This window comes from Longimicrobium sp., from assembly GCA_036389795.1.
Classification (GTDB): Bacteria; Gemmatimonadota; Gemmatimonadetes; order Longimicrobiales; family Longimicrobiaceae; genus Longimicrobium.
Map to the genome: position 1 here is coordinate 32,085 of DASVWD010000094.1, position 15,131 is coordinate 47,215.

Annotated in this window: 14 protein-coding genes; 5 read left to right on the plus strand and 9 right to left on the minus strand. The window is 68.7% G+C overall.

Annotated elements, in window-relative coordinates:
- Positions 1-19: 19 nt before the first annotated feature.
- The 4 genes from VF746_12045 to VF746_12060 all read right to left on the minus strand — a co-directional run bounded on the left by VF746_12045 (position 20) and on the right by VF746_12060 (position 5,970).
- Positions 20-184, minus strand: coding sequence for a hypothetical protein (locus VF746_12045; GenBank protein HEX8693147.1), 165 nt, complete (start codon positions 182-184; stop codon positions 20-22).
- An 88-nt stretch (positions 185-272) separates the two neighbouring features.
- Positions 273-1,739 carry a hypothetical protein gene (locus tag VF746_12050; protein ID HEX8693148.1) on the minus strand — a complete coding sequence of 489 codons (1,467 nt, stop codon included), beginning with the start codon at positions 1,737-1,739 and terminating at the stop codon, positions 273-275.
- Entirely contained in the window at positions 1,736-2,182 is a 447-nt protein-coding gene (locus VF746_12055; protein HEX8693149.1) for a hypothetical protein, read from the minus strand. Before VF746_12055 ends, VF746_12050 begins: the two co-directional genes overlap by 4 nt.
- A gap of 911 nt (positions 2,183-3,093) precedes the next feature.
- Positions 3,094-5,970, minus strand: coding sequence for an FAD-linked oxidase C-terminal domain-containing protein (locus VF746_12060; protein ID HEX8693150.1), 2,877 nt, complete (start codon positions 5,968-5,970; stop codon positions 3,094-3,096).
- 268 nt (positions 5,971-6,238) lie between these two features.
- Here VF746_12060 and VF746_12065 point away from each other — a divergent pair, with 268 nt between their 5' ends.
- The 5 genes from VF746_12065 to VF746_12085 all read left to right on the plus strand — a co-directional run bounded on the left by VF746_12065 (position 6,239) and on the right by VF746_12085 (position 10,658).
- Positions 6,239-6,793 (plus strand): hypothetical protein, encoded by a 555-nt coding sequence (locus tag VF746_12065; GenBank protein HEX8693151.1) that lies wholly within the window; start codon positions 6,239-6,241, stop codon positions 6,791-6,793.
- Positions 6,794-7,262: 469 nt separating this feature from the next.
- Positions 7,263-7,931: a hypothetical protein gene (locus tag VF746_12070; protein ID HEX8693152.1), complete on the plus strand. Its 669-nt coding sequence runs from the start codon at positions 7,263-7,265 to the stop codon at positions 7,929-7,931.
- Positions 7,932-8,007: 76 nt separating this feature from the next.
- Complete coding sequence (locus VF746_12075; GenBank protein ID HEX8693153.1) at positions 8,008-8,493, plus strand: nuclear transport factor 2 family protein; 486 nt, start codon at positions 8,008-8,010, stop codon at positions 8,491-8,493.
- A 214-nt stretch (positions 8,494-8,707) separates the two neighbouring features.
- Positions 8,708-9,415, plus strand: coding sequence for a sigma-70 family RNA polymerase sigma factor (locus VF746_12080; protein HEX8693154.1), 708 nt, complete (start codon positions 8,708-8,710; stop codon positions 9,413-9,415).
- A gap of 649 nt (positions 9,416-10,064) precedes the next feature.
- A complete protein-coding gene (locus tag VF746_12085; GenBank protein ID HEX8693155.1) occupies positions 10,065-10,658 on the plus strand; it encodes a hypothetical protein in 594 nt (197 codons plus the stop codon).
- A gap of 83 nt (positions 10,659-10,741) precedes the next feature.
- Here the strand turns inward: VF746_12085 and VF746_12090 are convergent, their stop codons facing one another.
- The 5 genes from VF746_12090 to VF746_12110 form a co-directional block, all read right to left on the minus strand.
- Entirely contained in the window at positions 10,742-11,428 is a 687-nt protein-coding gene (locus VF746_12090) for a thymidine kinase (protein ID HEX8693156.1), read from the minus strand.
- 101 nt (positions 11,429-11,529) lie between these two features.
- The gene (locus tag VF746_12095; GenBank protein HEX8693157.1) at positions 11,530-11,982 is read right to left on the minus strand and encodes a hypothetical protein; all 453 of its coding nucleotides are present in this window, start codon (positions 11,980-11,982) and stop codon (positions 11,530-11,532) included.
- A gap of 213 nt (positions 11,983-12,195) precedes the next feature.
- Entirely contained in the window at positions 12,196-12,579 is a 384-nt protein-coding gene (locus tag VF746_12100) for a DoxX family protein (protein ID HEX8693158.1), read from the minus strand.
- A 55-nt stretch (positions 12,580-12,634) separates the two neighbouring features.
- On the minus strand, positions 12,635-14,131 hold the full coding sequence (locus VF746_12105; GenBank protein HEX8693159.1) for a M48 family metallopeptidase: 1,497 nt from the start codon (positions 14,129-14,131) through the stop codon (positions 12,635-12,637).
- Between the two features lie 83 nt (positions 14,132-14,214).
- Positions 14,215-14,982, minus strand: coding sequence for an alpha/beta fold hydrolase (locus VF746_12110; GenBank protein HEX8693160.1), 768 nt, complete (start codon positions 14,980-14,982; stop codon positions 14,215-14,217).
- Positions 14,983-15,131: the final 149 nt, after the last annotated feature.

Here is a 15,131-nt window from a genome sequence, read left to right on the forward strand (position 1 = left end):
ATGGAAGTCGTGCGCGAAATCAGCCTCTCGCGTCGTACCACGCGTTCACGTCGCGCACGATCTGGTCGAGCGCGGCATCCGTCAGGCTGTCGAAGCCCCGGCTGCCGCCGAGTTCCAGGCGTGCCTCGCCGTCCTGCACCCGCGGCTCGACGATCCAGCGGAAGTGGCCGCTGTCGTCCTCCATCGTGAAACGGAAAAGCCCAACAAAACGCGGTAGAACTCTGAGACGCATTCACATATCTCTGATCCAGCTCGCGGCCCAACTAGCACTCTCATGTGGAAGCGGTTGATTGATTCGCAGTTTCATATGGCTCTTTAGATCCAGACATTCTGGACAGGATTAAATAGGTGAGTGTCGCTAGCGCAATGCCGGGTAAGAAGGCCTCACGCGGTACGAAGAACGTCAATAGAAAGACCGTCGCAACCCCTACTACAGAACTCCATAGCGCTGCCTTTTGTGGCGGGGTGGATTTTAGCAATCCTCCAACCAACCCAGGCACAAACGCGATGAGAAGACCAAATGCGGAAGCGAAAAGGTCCACGATATCACGAAGTGTAAAAGCGAAAAGCATTGAAATTAGCGCGACCATCCAGGCGCTCACTTTGACAACTCGCAACGACACATCAGACTGCTTCTCGTTGGGAAACTCAGTGCCGGCATGGGCAAGGCGGGCGCGTCTCCTAACCGATTGAACAACGCGAGCAGTCGAAATCGAGGCTACATTCAAGAACGTATCAGCGGAAGAAAGTACCGCAGCGAAGAAGGCAATGACGACCAGTGGGAAGGTGACATCAGTAGTCAGGAGGCCAATAATGTCAAGACCAGCGAATTGAGCACTTGAAAGTCCTTCAGCCTTTGCTGACAGTCCCAACAAACCAAAAGCTCCAAAGAAAAAGAAGCTCAATACACCACTAAGAACAAAACCGAATCTTGCGGCTTCGTCTGTTCGCGCTGTCACTATGCGTTGCCATAGATCAAAACGCACGAGAAAGGTAGGTGCAACGAAGAACAACGACCCAACAAAGAAGATGAAACCACCTGATCCCAAGTGAAAGTAACTCTCTGGCAACGCCTTGATGTGTTCGGAAGCACCGTTTACCGAGAGTCTGGCCAAAAGCAATCCAACACCTATAGAAATGACAACAACCTGAAAGCAATCGGTTATCAGATCGCGTCTCAATCCACCAGTCACGATGTAGAGAGGGATAGAGATGCCGCCCACAATGGCCGCTACAATCAATATTCCGTGGCCAAGATCGACTCCCCAGAAGAACCTCAGGAAGATCGCAATAGCCACATACTGAGCGGCAAGCATCAAGAAGAACACCAGGAGAGTAGCGATCGCAAATAATCCACTAAAGCTCACCCAGCCTTTCGTCGGATACAAGACCTCGAACAACTCGAACAGTGTCGTGACTCCCCGCGCCTGGAGCACGCGGCGCACTGGTCCAGCCAGTACTCCCATCATGATTGAGCCCATCAGATACGATATGCCCAACGCGAGCGGCGTAATTCCTCCCTCATAGCCAAGTTGCGCAACGCCGATGAACATGCCTCCCCCGACGATAGTACCAAGGAGAGACATCGACAGCGTGAACCAACCCGTTTCTTTAGGTGCAGTAATGAAAACCTGAGTTGGTTCTCCGTTCTCCAAACGTCGGTTTCGCAATCTGCTAACCCCAAACACCAAGGCATAATAGATTGCTATAGTTAGACTTAGAAGAACGGGATTGATCATCTCGACCCTCCATCGGTTGACGGAAAATAGTGCGCGTAAGCAAGATATCGTGCGATCTTCAATGCTACATACACCGCGATTAAGGCGAGCATCTCTCGCTGAAATCCCGAATCCAACTCAGAAGGACCTAACCTTTCAAAGAAAAGGAGGCCAACTAACATAAATCCGGTAGTCAAACGCAGGCCTAGAATGCAGTTAGTCGCCCAATAGCCATGATCAAGAGGGGACGCGCCTTGTTGCGCCACAATGTCGCTAGGGCGGCCTTGCGAATGTGGGGGATCAGATGATGATTTTCGAGGAACTAGCAGGTCCCACCAAGGCACAGTTACCGCGTACGTTGTGAATAGTATATAAAAATTCCACTGCGGCACAAACGAGAAGACAACGAGAATACCCAAGTAACTGATAAAGAACAGAAGCACGATCATCAGAAGGTGGTTCATCTGTCTCCTCAAATCAACTGTGATAGTTGCAGTCAGCCAATCGAACACGAAGTAAGTCACGAGCAAAGCCACTCCGAGCCAGTTCTCCCGCGTCAGATGAACAGCTACATCTGTAAGATTTCCTTTTGTATCTTGGACTTGTGAGACAAACTGAGTTGCGAGGAGCCCAAGGAACAGCGAGTAGAGTGTATTTAATATGATCTGTACTCTCTCTTGGGGGACCGCGAATTTAAATGCTCTCATTGCTCCTCTGCGATCTCAACCGCGTGAACCTGTCCAAATAAACGATCGCCAATGCTAAATTCAAGAGTGCAAAACACAGCTGTCCCGAGACGACGTATGTTTGTAATGCCCATTGTAGCCTCATGGATCTCGCTGTTCGAGAGTGAGCCGCGAAAGCGCATGGCTACTTCTGCAAAACGAAGACTCGCGTGGTCACGCCATCTGACAAACTCTTTCCAATTTGCATACTTGGAAACCGATGCGTTCGCACTTAGAACCAACCCGCCAATAAGCACGTATGCCATTTGGGCGATGTACAGCGTGGCCGTCGGAGCGGTCACATAGGAAAATACTTCGTGTTCCGTATATGGGTATCTACTTGGCAAGATCATACACCTTAGTTTCAAATTCGAGATCTTCGCATTGGCTATATACCTGTGTTCTGTTCGGTACAAATCGAGAATCCGCCCAACTTCTTCCTCAGACAGCCTGACAGTCTGATTGTCAGTTTCAGCAACAGGCTCTAAGCTAATCATAATCCACCGATGCGAAGGCTTCGGTTATCTCACTGGAGCTAAAGTGCCGCTCGGAATTACTCTGGTCAAGACCGACGTTTGTATACGAGCCAGCACCTGTGGAATAGAGAGCGATGCCGAATGATTGTCCCCCAAGATAGTTGTTGAGGTCCTTCATTCCCGCGCCATCGCCAGCAGCTCGGCGGTGTGGATCGACTTGCGGCCGCCGCAGAAGTCGCCGATCTGGGTGCGGCAGCTGAAGCCGGGGGCCACCACCAGGTCGTCCGGCGCCGCCGCGCGCACGGCGGGGAAGAGGACGCGCTCGCCGCACGCCTTCGAGACGTCGTAGTGGCCGCGCTCGTAGCCGAACGAGCCCGCCATCCCGCAGCACCCCGAGTCCAGCACCGTGAACTTCAGCCCCTCGACGCGCGACAGCACCTCGGCCGTGGGGCCCATGCCGACGATCGCCTTCTGGTGGCAGTGGCCGTGGACCACGGCGCGGCGCTCCAGGCGGCCCGGGCGCCAGTCGGGGAGCGCGGCCAGGAACTCCTCCAGCGTCACCGCCGCGCCGGCCAGGCGCTTCGCCCGCTCGTCGCGCACCAGGTCGGGGAGCTCGTCGCGGAGCGTGAGGATGCAGCTGGGCTCCACGCCCACGATCCACGCCCCGCGCTCCACCGCGCCGGTCAGCGTCTCCAGCAGCTCGGTCTGCCGGTCGCGCGCGTAGTCGAGCAGGCCCTTGGAGACGGCCGCCCGCCCGCAGCACACCTGCCGCTCCGGGAGCCGCACCGCGTAGCCCGCGCGCTCCAGCACCTCCACCGTCGCCCGCAGCGGCCCCGGCTGGAAGAAGTTGTGGAAGGTGTCGTCCAGCAGCACCACCTCCGGCCGCCCGTCCCCCTTCCTCACCGTCCGCCGCCCGAACCAGCGGCGGAACGGCTCGCGCGCCAGCTCGGGGAGCTTGCGGTCGGGGTGCACGTGCGCGGCCGCCTTGATCAGCCCCCCCAGGACGCGGTTCCCCAGGTTGGCGAGCCCCGGCGCCAGGCTGCCGGCCTTCGCGAAGTCGTGGATGCGCCCGAAGAAGAGCGCCTCGCGGCTGGTGCCGTGCACCCGGTGGTGCTGGGCCAGGAACTCGGCCTTGTAGCGCGCCATGTCCACGCCCACGGGACATTCGGTCTTGCACGCCTTGCACTCCAGGCAAAGGTCGAGCGCCTCCAGCACCTCGTGGCTCCGCATCCCGGGGAGGCTCCCGCGCATCGCCTCGCGCAGCGAGTTGGCGCGGCCGCGGGTGGAGTGCTCCTCCTCCAGCGTCACCATGAAGGAGGGGCACATCGTCCCCGCGTCCAGCTTGCGGCAGACGGCCATCCCGTTGCACTTCTCCACCGCCACGTCCCACCCCCCCTCGTCGTAGCGGAACCACGTCTCGGGGGGATGGATGGCGTAGTCGGGCCCGAAGCGCAGGTTGTCGCTCATGCGCTGGTACGGCGGGGTGATCTTCCCCCCGGGGTTCATCCGCCCTTCGGGGTCGAAGACGGCCTTCACCCGCCGGTGCAGCTCGATCACCTCGGGGCCGAACATCACCGGGAGGAACTCGGAGCGCGAGAGCCCGTCGCCGTGCTCGCCCGAGAGCGAGCCGCCGAACTCCACCACCAGCTCGGCGACGTCGGCGCCGATGCGCTGCATGCGCTCGCGGTCGTCCCCGCGCTTGAGGTTCAGGTCCACGCGGATGTGCAGGCACCCCTGCCCGGCGTGGCCGAAGTACCCGGTGGTGGTCCCGTGCCGCTGCACGATCTCCTCGAAGCGGCGGGTGTAGTCGCCCAGCCGCTCCGGCGGCACCCCGGTGTCCTCGACGAACTCCTGCGGCTTGATGTCCTTGGACGGCGTGGTCAGGTAGAGCAGCCCCGTGGCCGCCTGGCGCAGCGCCCACGCGGCGTTCTGCTCGGCCTCGGAGAGGAAGACGCCCGCGTGCGGAGATCCGGGGAGCGCGCCCGCCCGCGCGGCGAAGTCGTGCGCCAGCCCCGCCACCTCGTCCTTCGCCTCGCCCGAGAACTCGCAGAAGAGCACCCCCAGCGCGTCGGGGGCGGCCATGGCGGCGGTGGGGCGGTAGAGGTGGATCTCCCGCGCGCCCCTGAGCACCCGCGAGTCCACGATCTCCAGGGCGGTGAGATTCCGCTCCTGGAGGATGGCGGGGACGGCGTCCATCGAGGTGAAGCGCTCGCGGAAGGAGAGGAGCACCAGCGAGCGTGCGGGAGGGACGGGGACCAGCCCCAGCTCGGCCTCGGTGACCGTGGCCAGCGTCCCCTCGGAGCCGACGACGAGCCGCGCCAGGTTCAGCTCCGGGTCCGCCAGCATCGCGTCGAAGTTGTAGCCCGAGACGCGGCGGGGGATCTTCGGGTAGCGGGCGAGGACCTCGGCGCGGTGCGGCTCCAGGATCGCCATCACCGCGCGCGCCAGCTCGCCCTCGCGCCCCGGGGCGCCGGCCAGCGCGTCGCGCTTCAGCGCGGCGAAGTGCGCGCAGGCGCCGTCGTGCAGCACGCAGCGCAGCGAGTGCACGTGGTCGCCCGTCTTGCCGTAGACGAGCGAGCGGGCGCCGCACGAGTTGTTGCCGATCATCCCGCCCAGGGCGCACTGGCGCAGCGTGGCCGGGTCGGGGCCGAAGTGGAGGCCGTAGGGGGCGGCGGCGCGGTTCAGCCGGTCGAGCCGGAGGCCCGGCTGCACGCGGGCGCGGCGGCGGTCCGGGTCGATCTCCAGCACCCGGTTCATGAGCTTGCAGAAGTCCAGCACCAGCGCGGCGCCCACGGTCTGCCCGGCGAGCGCCGTCCCGCCGCCGCGGGGGAGGACGGGGACGCCCGCCTCGGCGGCCAGGGTGACGGCGGCCACCACGTCGTCGTCGTCGCGGGGGACCACGACGCCCACAGGGAGGATCTGGTAGAGCGAGGCGTCGGTGCTGTAGAGCAGGCGCGAGTGGGCGTCGAAGCGGACCTCGCCCCGGACGCGCTCGCGAAGGGCCCGCTCCAGGCGGGCGGCGCGGGCGTCGGGCTGGACGACGGGGAGCATCGGGCGCGGGTGCGGGTGGCGCGGGGCTGCGGCCCTGTAGAAAGTTCGTGCTTCCCGGGGGCCGCGCGGCTACATTTCCCCCGGAGCGTCCACGGCGCGTTCGGCGGGTGGGGCCGGGGGGAAGATACGCGGGGCGGGACGGGCGGCAATTCCCGCGCCCGGTCCGGCGCCCGGCCGGCGGAACCTGGGCCGGAGCCGGTGTATGAAGGCGGTCGGCGCGGCGGGTGTGCCCGCGCCGCCCAAGCGGTTCCCATCCATGGAGATACAGATGCACGTCTACATTCGCGAAGAGCCGGTGGAGCTCGTGATGCGCGAGGTGGACCCCGAGGGGCTGGTGCCCGACGGCACCGAGCTGGTCCCGATGGCCTTCTACGTCGACCGCAACGAGCGCCCCAGCTTCCGCGCCATGCTGCCGCCCGAGACGCTGGAGCTGCTGCAGCAGACGCTGCGCAACCCGGTGCAGCTGGGGCTGCTGGCCGAGGAGCCGGACGAACCCGGCGCCGAGATCAAGGCCATGGTGGGAATCTCCATCCCCGTGCACAGCCTTCCCGACGGGATGGTGCCGGAGGAGATGGAGGAGGAAGAGGACGACGACGAGCCGTGGAAGTCGAGCGCCAACTACGACGGCTGGCGCGGCGACGACTGGAAGGACGAGGAAGACCCCTCGCGCACGGTGCTGCTGGCCTTCGCGCCGCTGGTGCGGGTGGCGCGCCGCTGCCCCGACGACTTCGGCGAGGAGCTGGTGGACCTGCTGGAGAGCGCCATCGCCGGCACCACCAAGCCCGCCCTGGAGGCCCGCGTCGACCGGATGCTCGGCCTCTGAGCCGAATCGGGTCCACCGATACACGACGACTCGCCCCCGCCGGGACTTTCCCGGCGGGGGCGAAGTGTTTGTAGACGGAGATTCGCTCGGGATCGAGATCCGAAATGCCTCACACGGAGTCAACGAAGTTAACGGAGTTTTTCTCTGTTGACTCCGTTAACTCCGTGTGAGACTCAAACCAGTCTGAAAGGTTCGACAGGACCGGGAGCCGGCCATCCGATCGCCGTCGCCCGGCGTACCTGGGTTACAAGAGCGAGTCCTGGAGTTCCATATGGAAGCGGCATCAGCGCAGGGTCCGTCGCAGCGCACCGGGCCGGGAGCCGCCGCGCGGAGAAAAGTCGAACAGGAAATGAGCAGTTTTTGGACTGTCCGGTGAGCAATCGGCAGGACTACCATGGCGGCCGTCCCTCGGGGCGGCCGCTTTCGCTTCCGGGCCGCCCGCCGCAGCGAATCCACCCGGAGGAGTGCCATGCAGGACCGCACGCTGGCTCGCACGACCGCCGCCGCGCTCGCCGCCGCCGGGCTCTCGTTCGTGCTGTGGGCCACCACGCACCCATGGGGGCACATCGACGGCGCGGAGCTGGGCCGCAGCGGGCGGTGGATCCTCTCGCACTCCCTCCACTTCACCGCCGGGCTCGCGCTCCTCGTGGGCGTGGCGGGGCTGGCGGCGCAGCGGCGGCAGGCGGCCGGGCGGCTGGAGACGGCGGCGCACGCGGTGGCCTTCCTGGGCGCCGCGCTCTTCACCGGCACGGGGCTCATCACCGCCTACGTCTGGCCCGTGCTGGCCGTGCACGCCCCCGAGCTGGTGGCGGCGGACGGGCCGATCCTCTCGCCGCCGCACCCGCTGATCGTGGTCACCGGCGTCGTGATCGCGGCCGGGCTGATCCTGCTCGCCGTGGCGCTGCTGCGCGCGGGGGTGATCCCGCTCGGCGCCGCGGCGTGCCTGGTGGCGGGCGCCGTGCTCCTGCTGCTCCCCCCGGCCCCGCTCAGCCAACTGCCGTGGGTGCTCATCGTCGGCAGCGGCGTGGTGACGGGGATCGGGACGGCGTGGCTCGCCTGGGCAGTCCGCCACGGCGCCGCCGTCCCCCGCGCGAGCGAAGGGCGGGCGCCGCGCCGCGTGCGGGTGGCCCGCGCCTGAGGTCCGGCTTCAACCGGCGTCCCCGTTCATCGAAAGGACGCCCATCTCCCGAATCACCATCGAACGAGGAACGACCATGAGCACGGAACAGGAGGTCCGCGCGGCCGTCAAGCGCTTCTACCAGGCGCTGAACCAGGACCTGAACGGCGACCCCTCGGCCATGCTGGAGCTGTGGACGCACGGGCCCGAGGCCACCGCCCAGCACCCCGGCGGCGGCCGGCACCTGGGCTGGGACGAGGTGCGCGGCGCCTGGGAGGCGTGGGCGCAGAACCTCGGCGGCGGCCGCATCGAGGCCGAGGATGTCGTGGTCCGCCTGGTGACGCCCGACGTGGCGGTGGTGACGGGCGTCGAGCGCGGCGAGGGGACGATCGGGCCGGAGACGATCGAGGTGGGCTCGCGGGCGACGCTGGTGCTGCGCCGCGAGGGGCGCGAGTGGAAGGCCGTGCACCACCACCTGGACGTGATCCCGCGCCTGCAGGCCATCATCCAGGCCGCGGCCGGCGCCGCCACGGTCGACGTCGGGGCCCGGATCGGCGCGCCCGAGGCGGTGGCGAACGGCTGAGGCCGATCCGGCCGATCAGCGGCTGCGCGCTGTCATTCTGAGGCCCGGCCACACGGAACCGGCATCCGCACGGATCGCCGCAGGGCCGAAGAATCTTCTCACCTTGCCAGGTGGGTTGGGCGCGGCAGCGGCACGGATGCCGGCTGGCACGATCCCTCGATCGACTTCGTGTTCGACCGGATCATCTTCCTTCCGAACTCTTGCTCAGGTGACGATGACGATGGACATGGCGCTCTCCCTCCCCGTTCCAGCCGCCATCTCCTGGTGGCCGCGCGCGGCCTCCCACCCCGCGCGGCCTGCGGAATCCCGCTCCCGGCGCGGCGCGCCCGCCGGCCAAGCGCTCGGTGCCCCCGCGGCGGAGCCGGTGGAAGACGACGCCGCGCTGGTGCGCCGCATGGCCGCGGGCGACGAGGCGGCGCTCGCCGAGCTGTACGACCGCTGGTGCCCGGGGGTGCACTCGCTGGCGCTGCACGTGCTGGGCGACCCCGACGAGGCCGAGGAGGTGGTGGAGGAGACCTTCTGGCAGGCGTGGCGCCAGGCGGGCCGCTACGACGGCGGGCGCGCGGCGGTGGGGAGCTGGCTGGTGATGATGGCCCGGAGCCGCTCGTTGGACCGGGTGCGCGCCCGTCGCCGCCTGCGCGACGCGCACGACGCCGCGGCCGCCGCCGAGCCGCGCGGCCCCGTGCCCGTGGCGGCGGACGACCCCCTGCGTGAGGTGGAGGCGGCCGAGACGCGCGCGGCGGTGCGGCGCGCGCTGGAGGAGATCCCCCCCGAGCAGCGCCGCGCGCTGGAGATGGCGTACTTCCGCGGGATGAGCCAGAGCGAGATCGCCGAGGCCACCGGGGAGCCGCTGGGCACCGTCAAGACCCGCACCCGCCTGGGGCTGCAGCGGCTGCGGCGCCTGCTGGGCGAGGCGGCCTGATTCCACTCCGCAGAGCGTCGTTCGGATACAAGTCCTGAAAAGATCTCACGCAGAGACGCGGAGGCGCAGAGAGAACTTCCCGGGGTTTCTCTGCGTCTCCGCGTCTCTGCGTGATTCCAATCAGTTTGGATCGCGGCGGTCTCGCCTGGTGCGGGGGTGAGGAGTATCTTGGGTGGACGGTATCGTGAGGTCAGCTCCCGACCCGTTTCCCAGCCCGCCGATGAACCAGCCTCCGAACAACCAGGGACCTCCTCCGAACCAGGGTCCCCCGCCAAACCAGGGGCCGCCTTCGAGTCAGGGATTTCCTCCGCCGCAGGGCCAGGGGCATTCTCCGCCATCCTCCGGCCAGGGAGATCCTCCGCCTTCCGGCCAGGGGCATTCTCCACCCCCGGGCCCGGGCGATTCTCCACCTCCCGGCGGGGGCCATGCTCCGCCCCCCGGCCCGGGCCATTCTCCACCCCCGGGCCCGGGCGATTCTCCGCCTCCCAGCGGGGGCCATGCTCCACCTCCCGGCCCGGGTGATTCTCCGCCCCCCGGACCGGGCACTCCTCCGCCTCCCGGCCAGGGTCATCTTCCACCTCCCGGCCAGGGGCACCAGGGGTATCGTCCGCCTCCTGGCCAGGGATATCCGCCGCCGCGCTCGTCCGGCATGCCGCCGTGGGCGAAGTACCTGCTGATCGGCTGCGGGACGCTGCTGGTGCTCGGCGTCGTCGTGGTCGGCGCCGCGGTCTGGTGGATCTCGAAGAACTCCGGCAGGATCGCCTCCCGGATGGAGGGCGTGGTCGAGGAGGGCCGGCGCGCGGGGAGCGGCACCGACGAGCAGGGGTGCGTGGGGCTGGCGCTGGCGTACGGCGGCGAGGGGCTGCAGGGGATGGTGAACGTCCGCCCGTTCCTGGAAGGCTGCCTGCGCGCCGCGAGGGAGACGCCCGGGTTCTGCGAGGCCGTCCCGCAGCCCGACGAGTTCCGGCGGAGCATCGCCTGGTCCACCGCCCAGTGCCGCGGCTCCAACAACCCGCGCTGCTCCAGCGTGATGCAGACGAAGCTGCAGTACTGCTGGGAGGGCCGCCCCAAGGGCACGCAGCCGGTCCCGGGGATCGACGATTCGCTTCCCTCGGACGCCGCCGCCGCGCCGACGGATGCCAAGACGCCGGACACGGAGCCGACCGGCGACGAGTCGGTGGACATGACGCCGATCGACCCCGCGACGCGGGAGGCCATCATGTCCGACACCGCCGGCCCGTAACGGGGTCGGCGAGGGATGAGAGGAAGGGGCTCCCCCAGCGGCGGGGGGAGCCCCTTCGATTTCACCGTCTTCCGGAGACCGGGCTACGCGCGCTTGCGGAAGCCTTCGAGGGTGAGCACCACCGCCTCCTGTGCCGAGCCGCCGATCTGGTCCAGCAGCGACGTCTGGTAGCGCTGGGCGGAGGGGACCTCGTGGTGGTGGCGGCAGCGCGCCTCGTAGCTCTCGGCGCCGCCCACCTGCACCACGGGGCTCTCGTACGGCGCGGGCTCGCCGTCCACCAGCCGCTGGGTGCGCGAGGCCGGCGCGCCGCACACCATGCAGATGGCGTGCAGCTTGTCCACCGCCTCGGCGATGGAGAGCAGCTTGGGCATGGGGCCGAACGGCTCGCCGCGGAAGTCGGTGTCGATCCCCGCCACGATCACCCGCGCCCCCCGGTCGGCCAGCACCGAGACCACGTCCACGATCCCGTCGTCCAGGAACTGCACCTCGTCGATGGCGAACACCTGCGTGCCGGGGTGCGCGCGGGCCGCCACCTCGCCGCTGCTCCTGACCGGCACCGCCTGCACGTCGGAGCCCGCGTGCGAGCTGATGACCTCGACCCCCGAGTAGCGGTCGTCGATGGCGGGCTTGAACACCTGCACGCGCCGGCGGGCGATCAGCGCGCGGCGCACGCGGCGGATCAGCTCCTCGCTCTTGCCGCTGAACATCGAGCCGGTGACGACCTCGACCCAGCCCTGGCCGTCGCCCTGGTAGAGGGTGATGTCTCTCAAGGAACTGCTGCGGGTGTGGAGGATGGGAAGCGTGGGACCGCGCGCGGGGGGCGGCGGCGAGGAAGAATTCTAGCCCGGCGCGGGGAGCCGGACAAGCGGGGCTACCGCCCGTGCCGGCGCTTGTTGCGGCGCTCGAACACCACCTCGTCTTCGACGATCATGTAGCGGATGGCGCGCTCGCGCGCGTCGGGGAAGCTCTCGATGCGGTCGCGGAAGCGGTCGTTGGAGACGATGTAGGCGTCCAGCTCGCGCGCGAAGGAGAGGATGAAGTAGTCGGCGTCGGTGCCGGCGGGCGCCTGGCGCACCATGCCCTGCTCCAGCAGCGCCTCGTAGCGCTCGGGCTCGTCGATCTGGTGGCGCAGCGCCGCGTCGGCCACCAGGATCGGCTCGAGCCCCTCTTCCTCCAGCTTCTCGGCCACCAGCTCGATGTTGCGCAGCCGCGCCTTCTCGCCCTCGCTGGAGTGCGCCACGTTCGACGCGTCGACCAGCGCCTTCCCCGAGCGCTCCCTGCGCTGGGCTGGCTGCTTCCCGTGATCCCCGCCGCTGTGTGCCATGCCGTCCGTCTCGTGCTGGTTCCACCCCACGACGGCCGGAGGTAACGCAGGGGCGGTGCCAGCACGCGCCGGACGGCTCCGTCACATGCCGAATCCGGAGAAACAGCGGATCTCACGCAGAGTCAGCAGAGTCAGCAGAGAAAAGCAGAGAACTCACCGCCTGGCATGGCTTCCTCTGCTACCTCTGCTCTGCGTGAGCAATTTGTTCGGGGATCACCTCGCCGGCATGGGGCGGGCCGCGGCCCACCACACCCAGTAGACCAGGACCAGCTGGAGCGGCAGGCGCGCCAGGAGAAGCGCCTGCCACCAGGGCGGGGCGCCGGACTCGCGCGCGTCCAGGAGCATCTGGAAGTTGGCCGGCCAGACGGCCAGGAGCAGGAGGACCAGGCCGAGCGCGGCCGCGCGCCGCGTGGCCGGAACTAGGAGCCCCACCCCGCCCGCGATCTCGCACGCGCCGCTCACGTACACGAGCGTCCGCGGCGCGGGGAGCCACGGCGGCACGATGCGCACGTACGAGTCGGCGATCGCGAAGTGCAGCACCCCGGCGGCGACGAAGATGGCGGCCAGGAGGTAGAGCGAGGCGCGCCGCCAGGTCATCGCGTCACCCCCGCGCGTCCACGGCGGGTCCCGCCGCCGGCCCGCCGCTCGCGCTTCAGACGGCGGCGGCGGGCGCCGGGACGGGCGAGCCCAGGTCGACGCCCGCGATCCCGGAGCGCCGGCAGACCTCGCGCCAGGCGTCGCGCGTGACCGTCCCCGCGGCGAGGTCGCGGAGGAGCTGGAAGGGGCGCACCACCGTCCCGTCCACCTCGACGGTGACGGGCGCGCCGACCGGGGCCTGGATCGGCGCGCCCGCGGCGTGGAAGGCGGTGAGCAGCGCGCAGCCCAGGATCCCCGCCGCCGCGGAGCGGTGCTCGTCGGTCAGCAGCGAGGGCGAGGCGGCGAAGCCCATCCGCAGGGGCGCCCAGGTCGGCGGGTCCGCCTGGTCCGCGACGGACTCGGGGGTGATCCCCCGCAGGCGCTTGGCGTTCTCCGCGGCCTGCTCGCGCCAGGTGGGGATCCACACCCGCTCCGCCGCGTCTTCCCATGCCAGCGGCTGGAGCGACGCGGCCCTGCCGTCGAGCAGCCACTGCACCAGCTCGCGCTCGCAGCGCTCCACGTCGTCCAGCAGGTCCAGCGCCCGCGCGCCGCCGTCGCCCGGGGCCCCGGCGGGGAGGCCGGCGAGGGCCGCGATCCGCTCGCGCAGCGGCGGATGCGTGTCGTACGGGTCGGACCGGGGCGAGGCCAGCTCCGCCTCCAGGCTCTCGCGCACGCCCCGCACCACCTCAGGCGAGGCGAGGAAGGCCGCGAACCCCTGCGTGAGGGGCGCCCGGAAGCCGCGCTCCAGGACGGGCGCGTACTCGGTGAGCCAGTAGGGGTGGAACGCGTTCCCGGCGCCGTGGACCGCCTTCAGCCCCGAGATCATGGCGTCGGAGCCGGCCACGCGCGCGGCCAGCGCGTCGGCCACGAACTCCTGCCGCCGCGAGATCGCGTGCGTGATGCGCAGGAAGCCGAGGCCGTACCACTCGAACGGCTTCATGAGCACGGTGCTGTGCCCCGCGAGCGCCTGCAGCGTGCGGCCGATGGCCGCGCGGGTCTTGTAGATCCAGGGCCCGAGCGCCGTGTCGCCCCCGTGGTAGTGCCCGAACTCGTGCGCGAGCACGGCCCGCAGCTCCCGGCTGGAGAGGGTCTGCAGGAGGGGGAGCCCCAGCCCCATCACCCGGCGGCTGCCGAGCCCCATCACCCCGCCGCGCTGCGCCACCCAGGCGTTCAGGTCAGGGACCAGGTACACCTCGGCGGGCATCGCCTGCCCCGTCGCGGCGGCCACCTCGCGGATCAGCGCGAAGAGGCGCGGGTGCTCGTCCGGGGCCAGGCGGGGGCCGGGCGGGTCGAAGCGGTCGGGGCGGGGGACGATCCCCCACAGCACGAGCGCCGCCCCGACCACGCAGAAGAGCGCGATCTTGACGCTGACGTGGTCGAGGTACCGCCACTCGGCGTACGGGATCCAGAGCAGGCCCGCCGCGACCGCCAGGGCGAGCAGGTAGAAGCCCACCAGGAGCACCACGGCCAGCACGGCGCGCGCGGCCAGCGAGGGAGAGGAAGCGTTCTGCATGGGAAGAAGAGATGGGGCGGGCGAGAGGTACCGGCAGGACAATCCTGCCAAGAATAAAAGCAGGCGGCCGATCTCCGCAAGCGTCACCCGGTCCGGCGCGCCTGGTCCTCCCCGAGCCTGTCGGCCAGCCAGCGGGCGGCGTAGTCGATCGCCTCGGGGGGGAGGATGTGGCCGGCGCTCCACCAGCGGATCTCCCTGGGCTCGCCCGCGGCGGCGAAGAGGCGCTCGGCCTGGGCGGGTTTGACGGTGCGGTCGTTCTTGCCGTGCACCATCAGGAGCGGGCGGGGGGCCAGCCGGCGCACGGCGCGCAGGGGGTCGGCGAAGGTGCGCGCGACGGCGGCCAGCGGGGTGCCGTCGGGCAGGTCGCCGCCGGCGGCGAGGACCACGGCGCGCAGCTCGGGCTCGTCGGCCGCCAGGAGCACCGCCAGGAAGCTGCCGAGCGAGTACCCGGCCACCGCCAGCCGCGCTTGGTCGACCTCGCCGCGCGCGCCCAGGTACCTGACCGCCAGGGCGCACTCGCGCCGCGCCTGGCGCCAGAGCGAGAAGACGGCGAGCGGGTTGCGCGCGGCCTGCAGCTGCAGCGGGTCGTGCCGGGTGCCGTGCAGCGGCAGGTCGATGGAGAGGCTGGCCACGCCGTGCTCCAGGAGTGCCTTGCCCACCTCGTCGGCCATGTGCTCGCGGCGCGACGAGTAGCCGTGCAGCAGCAGCACGCCGGGGACGGGCCCGTCCGCGTCGGGGAGGAGGAGGATGCCGGGGACGAGGTCGTCCTTCACGCGGAAGTCCAGCACGATGCGGCGCCCGTGCCTGACGCGCTTCTCGGAGTGGACCGTCTGGTGGATCTTCGTCGCCATGCGGGGCGGGAGCGGCAAGAAGGCTGCCGCCCGAGCCCTCACCCCGCGCGTGAACCGTCCGCGAAAACAGCCTCGCGGACGGACAGCGCGCGACCCTCTCCCGCACTTCGGGAGAGGGTGAACCCCTCGGCGCTTCGCGCGACGAAACC

Bases quoted from the DNA above. Each gene is read 5' to 3' on its own strand.
- VF746_12060 (HEX8693150.1), bottom strand. From the start codon at position 5,970: ATGCTCCCCGTCGTCCAGCCCGACGCCCGCGCCGCCCGCCTGGAGCGG.
- VF746_12110 (HEX8693160.1), bottom strand. From the start codon at position 14,982: ATGGCGACGAAGATCCACCAGACGGTCCACTCCGAGAAGCGCGTCAGG.
- VF746_12100 (HEX8693158.1), bottom strand. From the start codon at position 12,579: ATGACCTGGCGGCGCGCCTCGCTCTACCTCCTGGCCGCCATCTTCGTC.
- VF746_12105 (HEX8693159.1), bottom strand. From the start codon at position 14,131: ATGCAGAACGCTTCCTCTCCCTCGCTGGCCGCGCGCGCCGTGCTGGCC.
- VF746_12055 (HEX8693149.1), bottom strand. From the start codon at position 2,182: ATGAACCACCTTCTGATGATCGTGCTTCTGTTCTTTATCAGTTACTTG.
- VF746_12050 (HEX8693148.1), bottom strand. From the start codon at position 1,739: ATGATCAATCCCGTTCTTCTAAGTCTAACTATAGCAATCTATTATGCC.
- VF746_12070 (HEX8693152.1), top strand. From the start codon at position 7,263: ATGCAGGACCGCACGCTGGCTCGCACGACCGCCGCCGCGCTCGCCGCC.
- VF746_12080 (HEX8693154.1), top strand. From the start codon at position 8,708: ATGACGATGGACATGGCGCTCTCCCTCCCCGTTCCAGCCGCCATCTCC.
- VF746_12045 (HEX8693147.1), bottom strand. From the start codon at position 184: ATGGAGGACGACAGCGGCCACTTCCGCTGGATCGTCGAGCCGCGGGTG.
- VF746_12095 (HEX8693157.1), bottom strand. From the start codon at position 11,982: ATGGCACACAGCGGCGGGGATCACGGGAAGCAGCCAGCCCAGCGCAGG.
- VF746_12085 (HEX8693155.1), top strand. From the start codon at position 10,065: ATGCCGCCGTGGGCGAAGTACCTGCTGATCGGCTGCGGGACGCTGCTG.
- VF746_12065 (HEX8693151.1), top strand. From the start codon at position 6,239: ATGCACGTCTACATTCGCGAAGAGCCGGTGGAGCTCGTGATGCGCGAG.
- VF746_12075 (HEX8693153.1), top strand. From the start codon at position 8,008: ATGAGCACGGAACAGGAGGTCCGCGCGGCCGTCAAGCGCTTCTACCAG.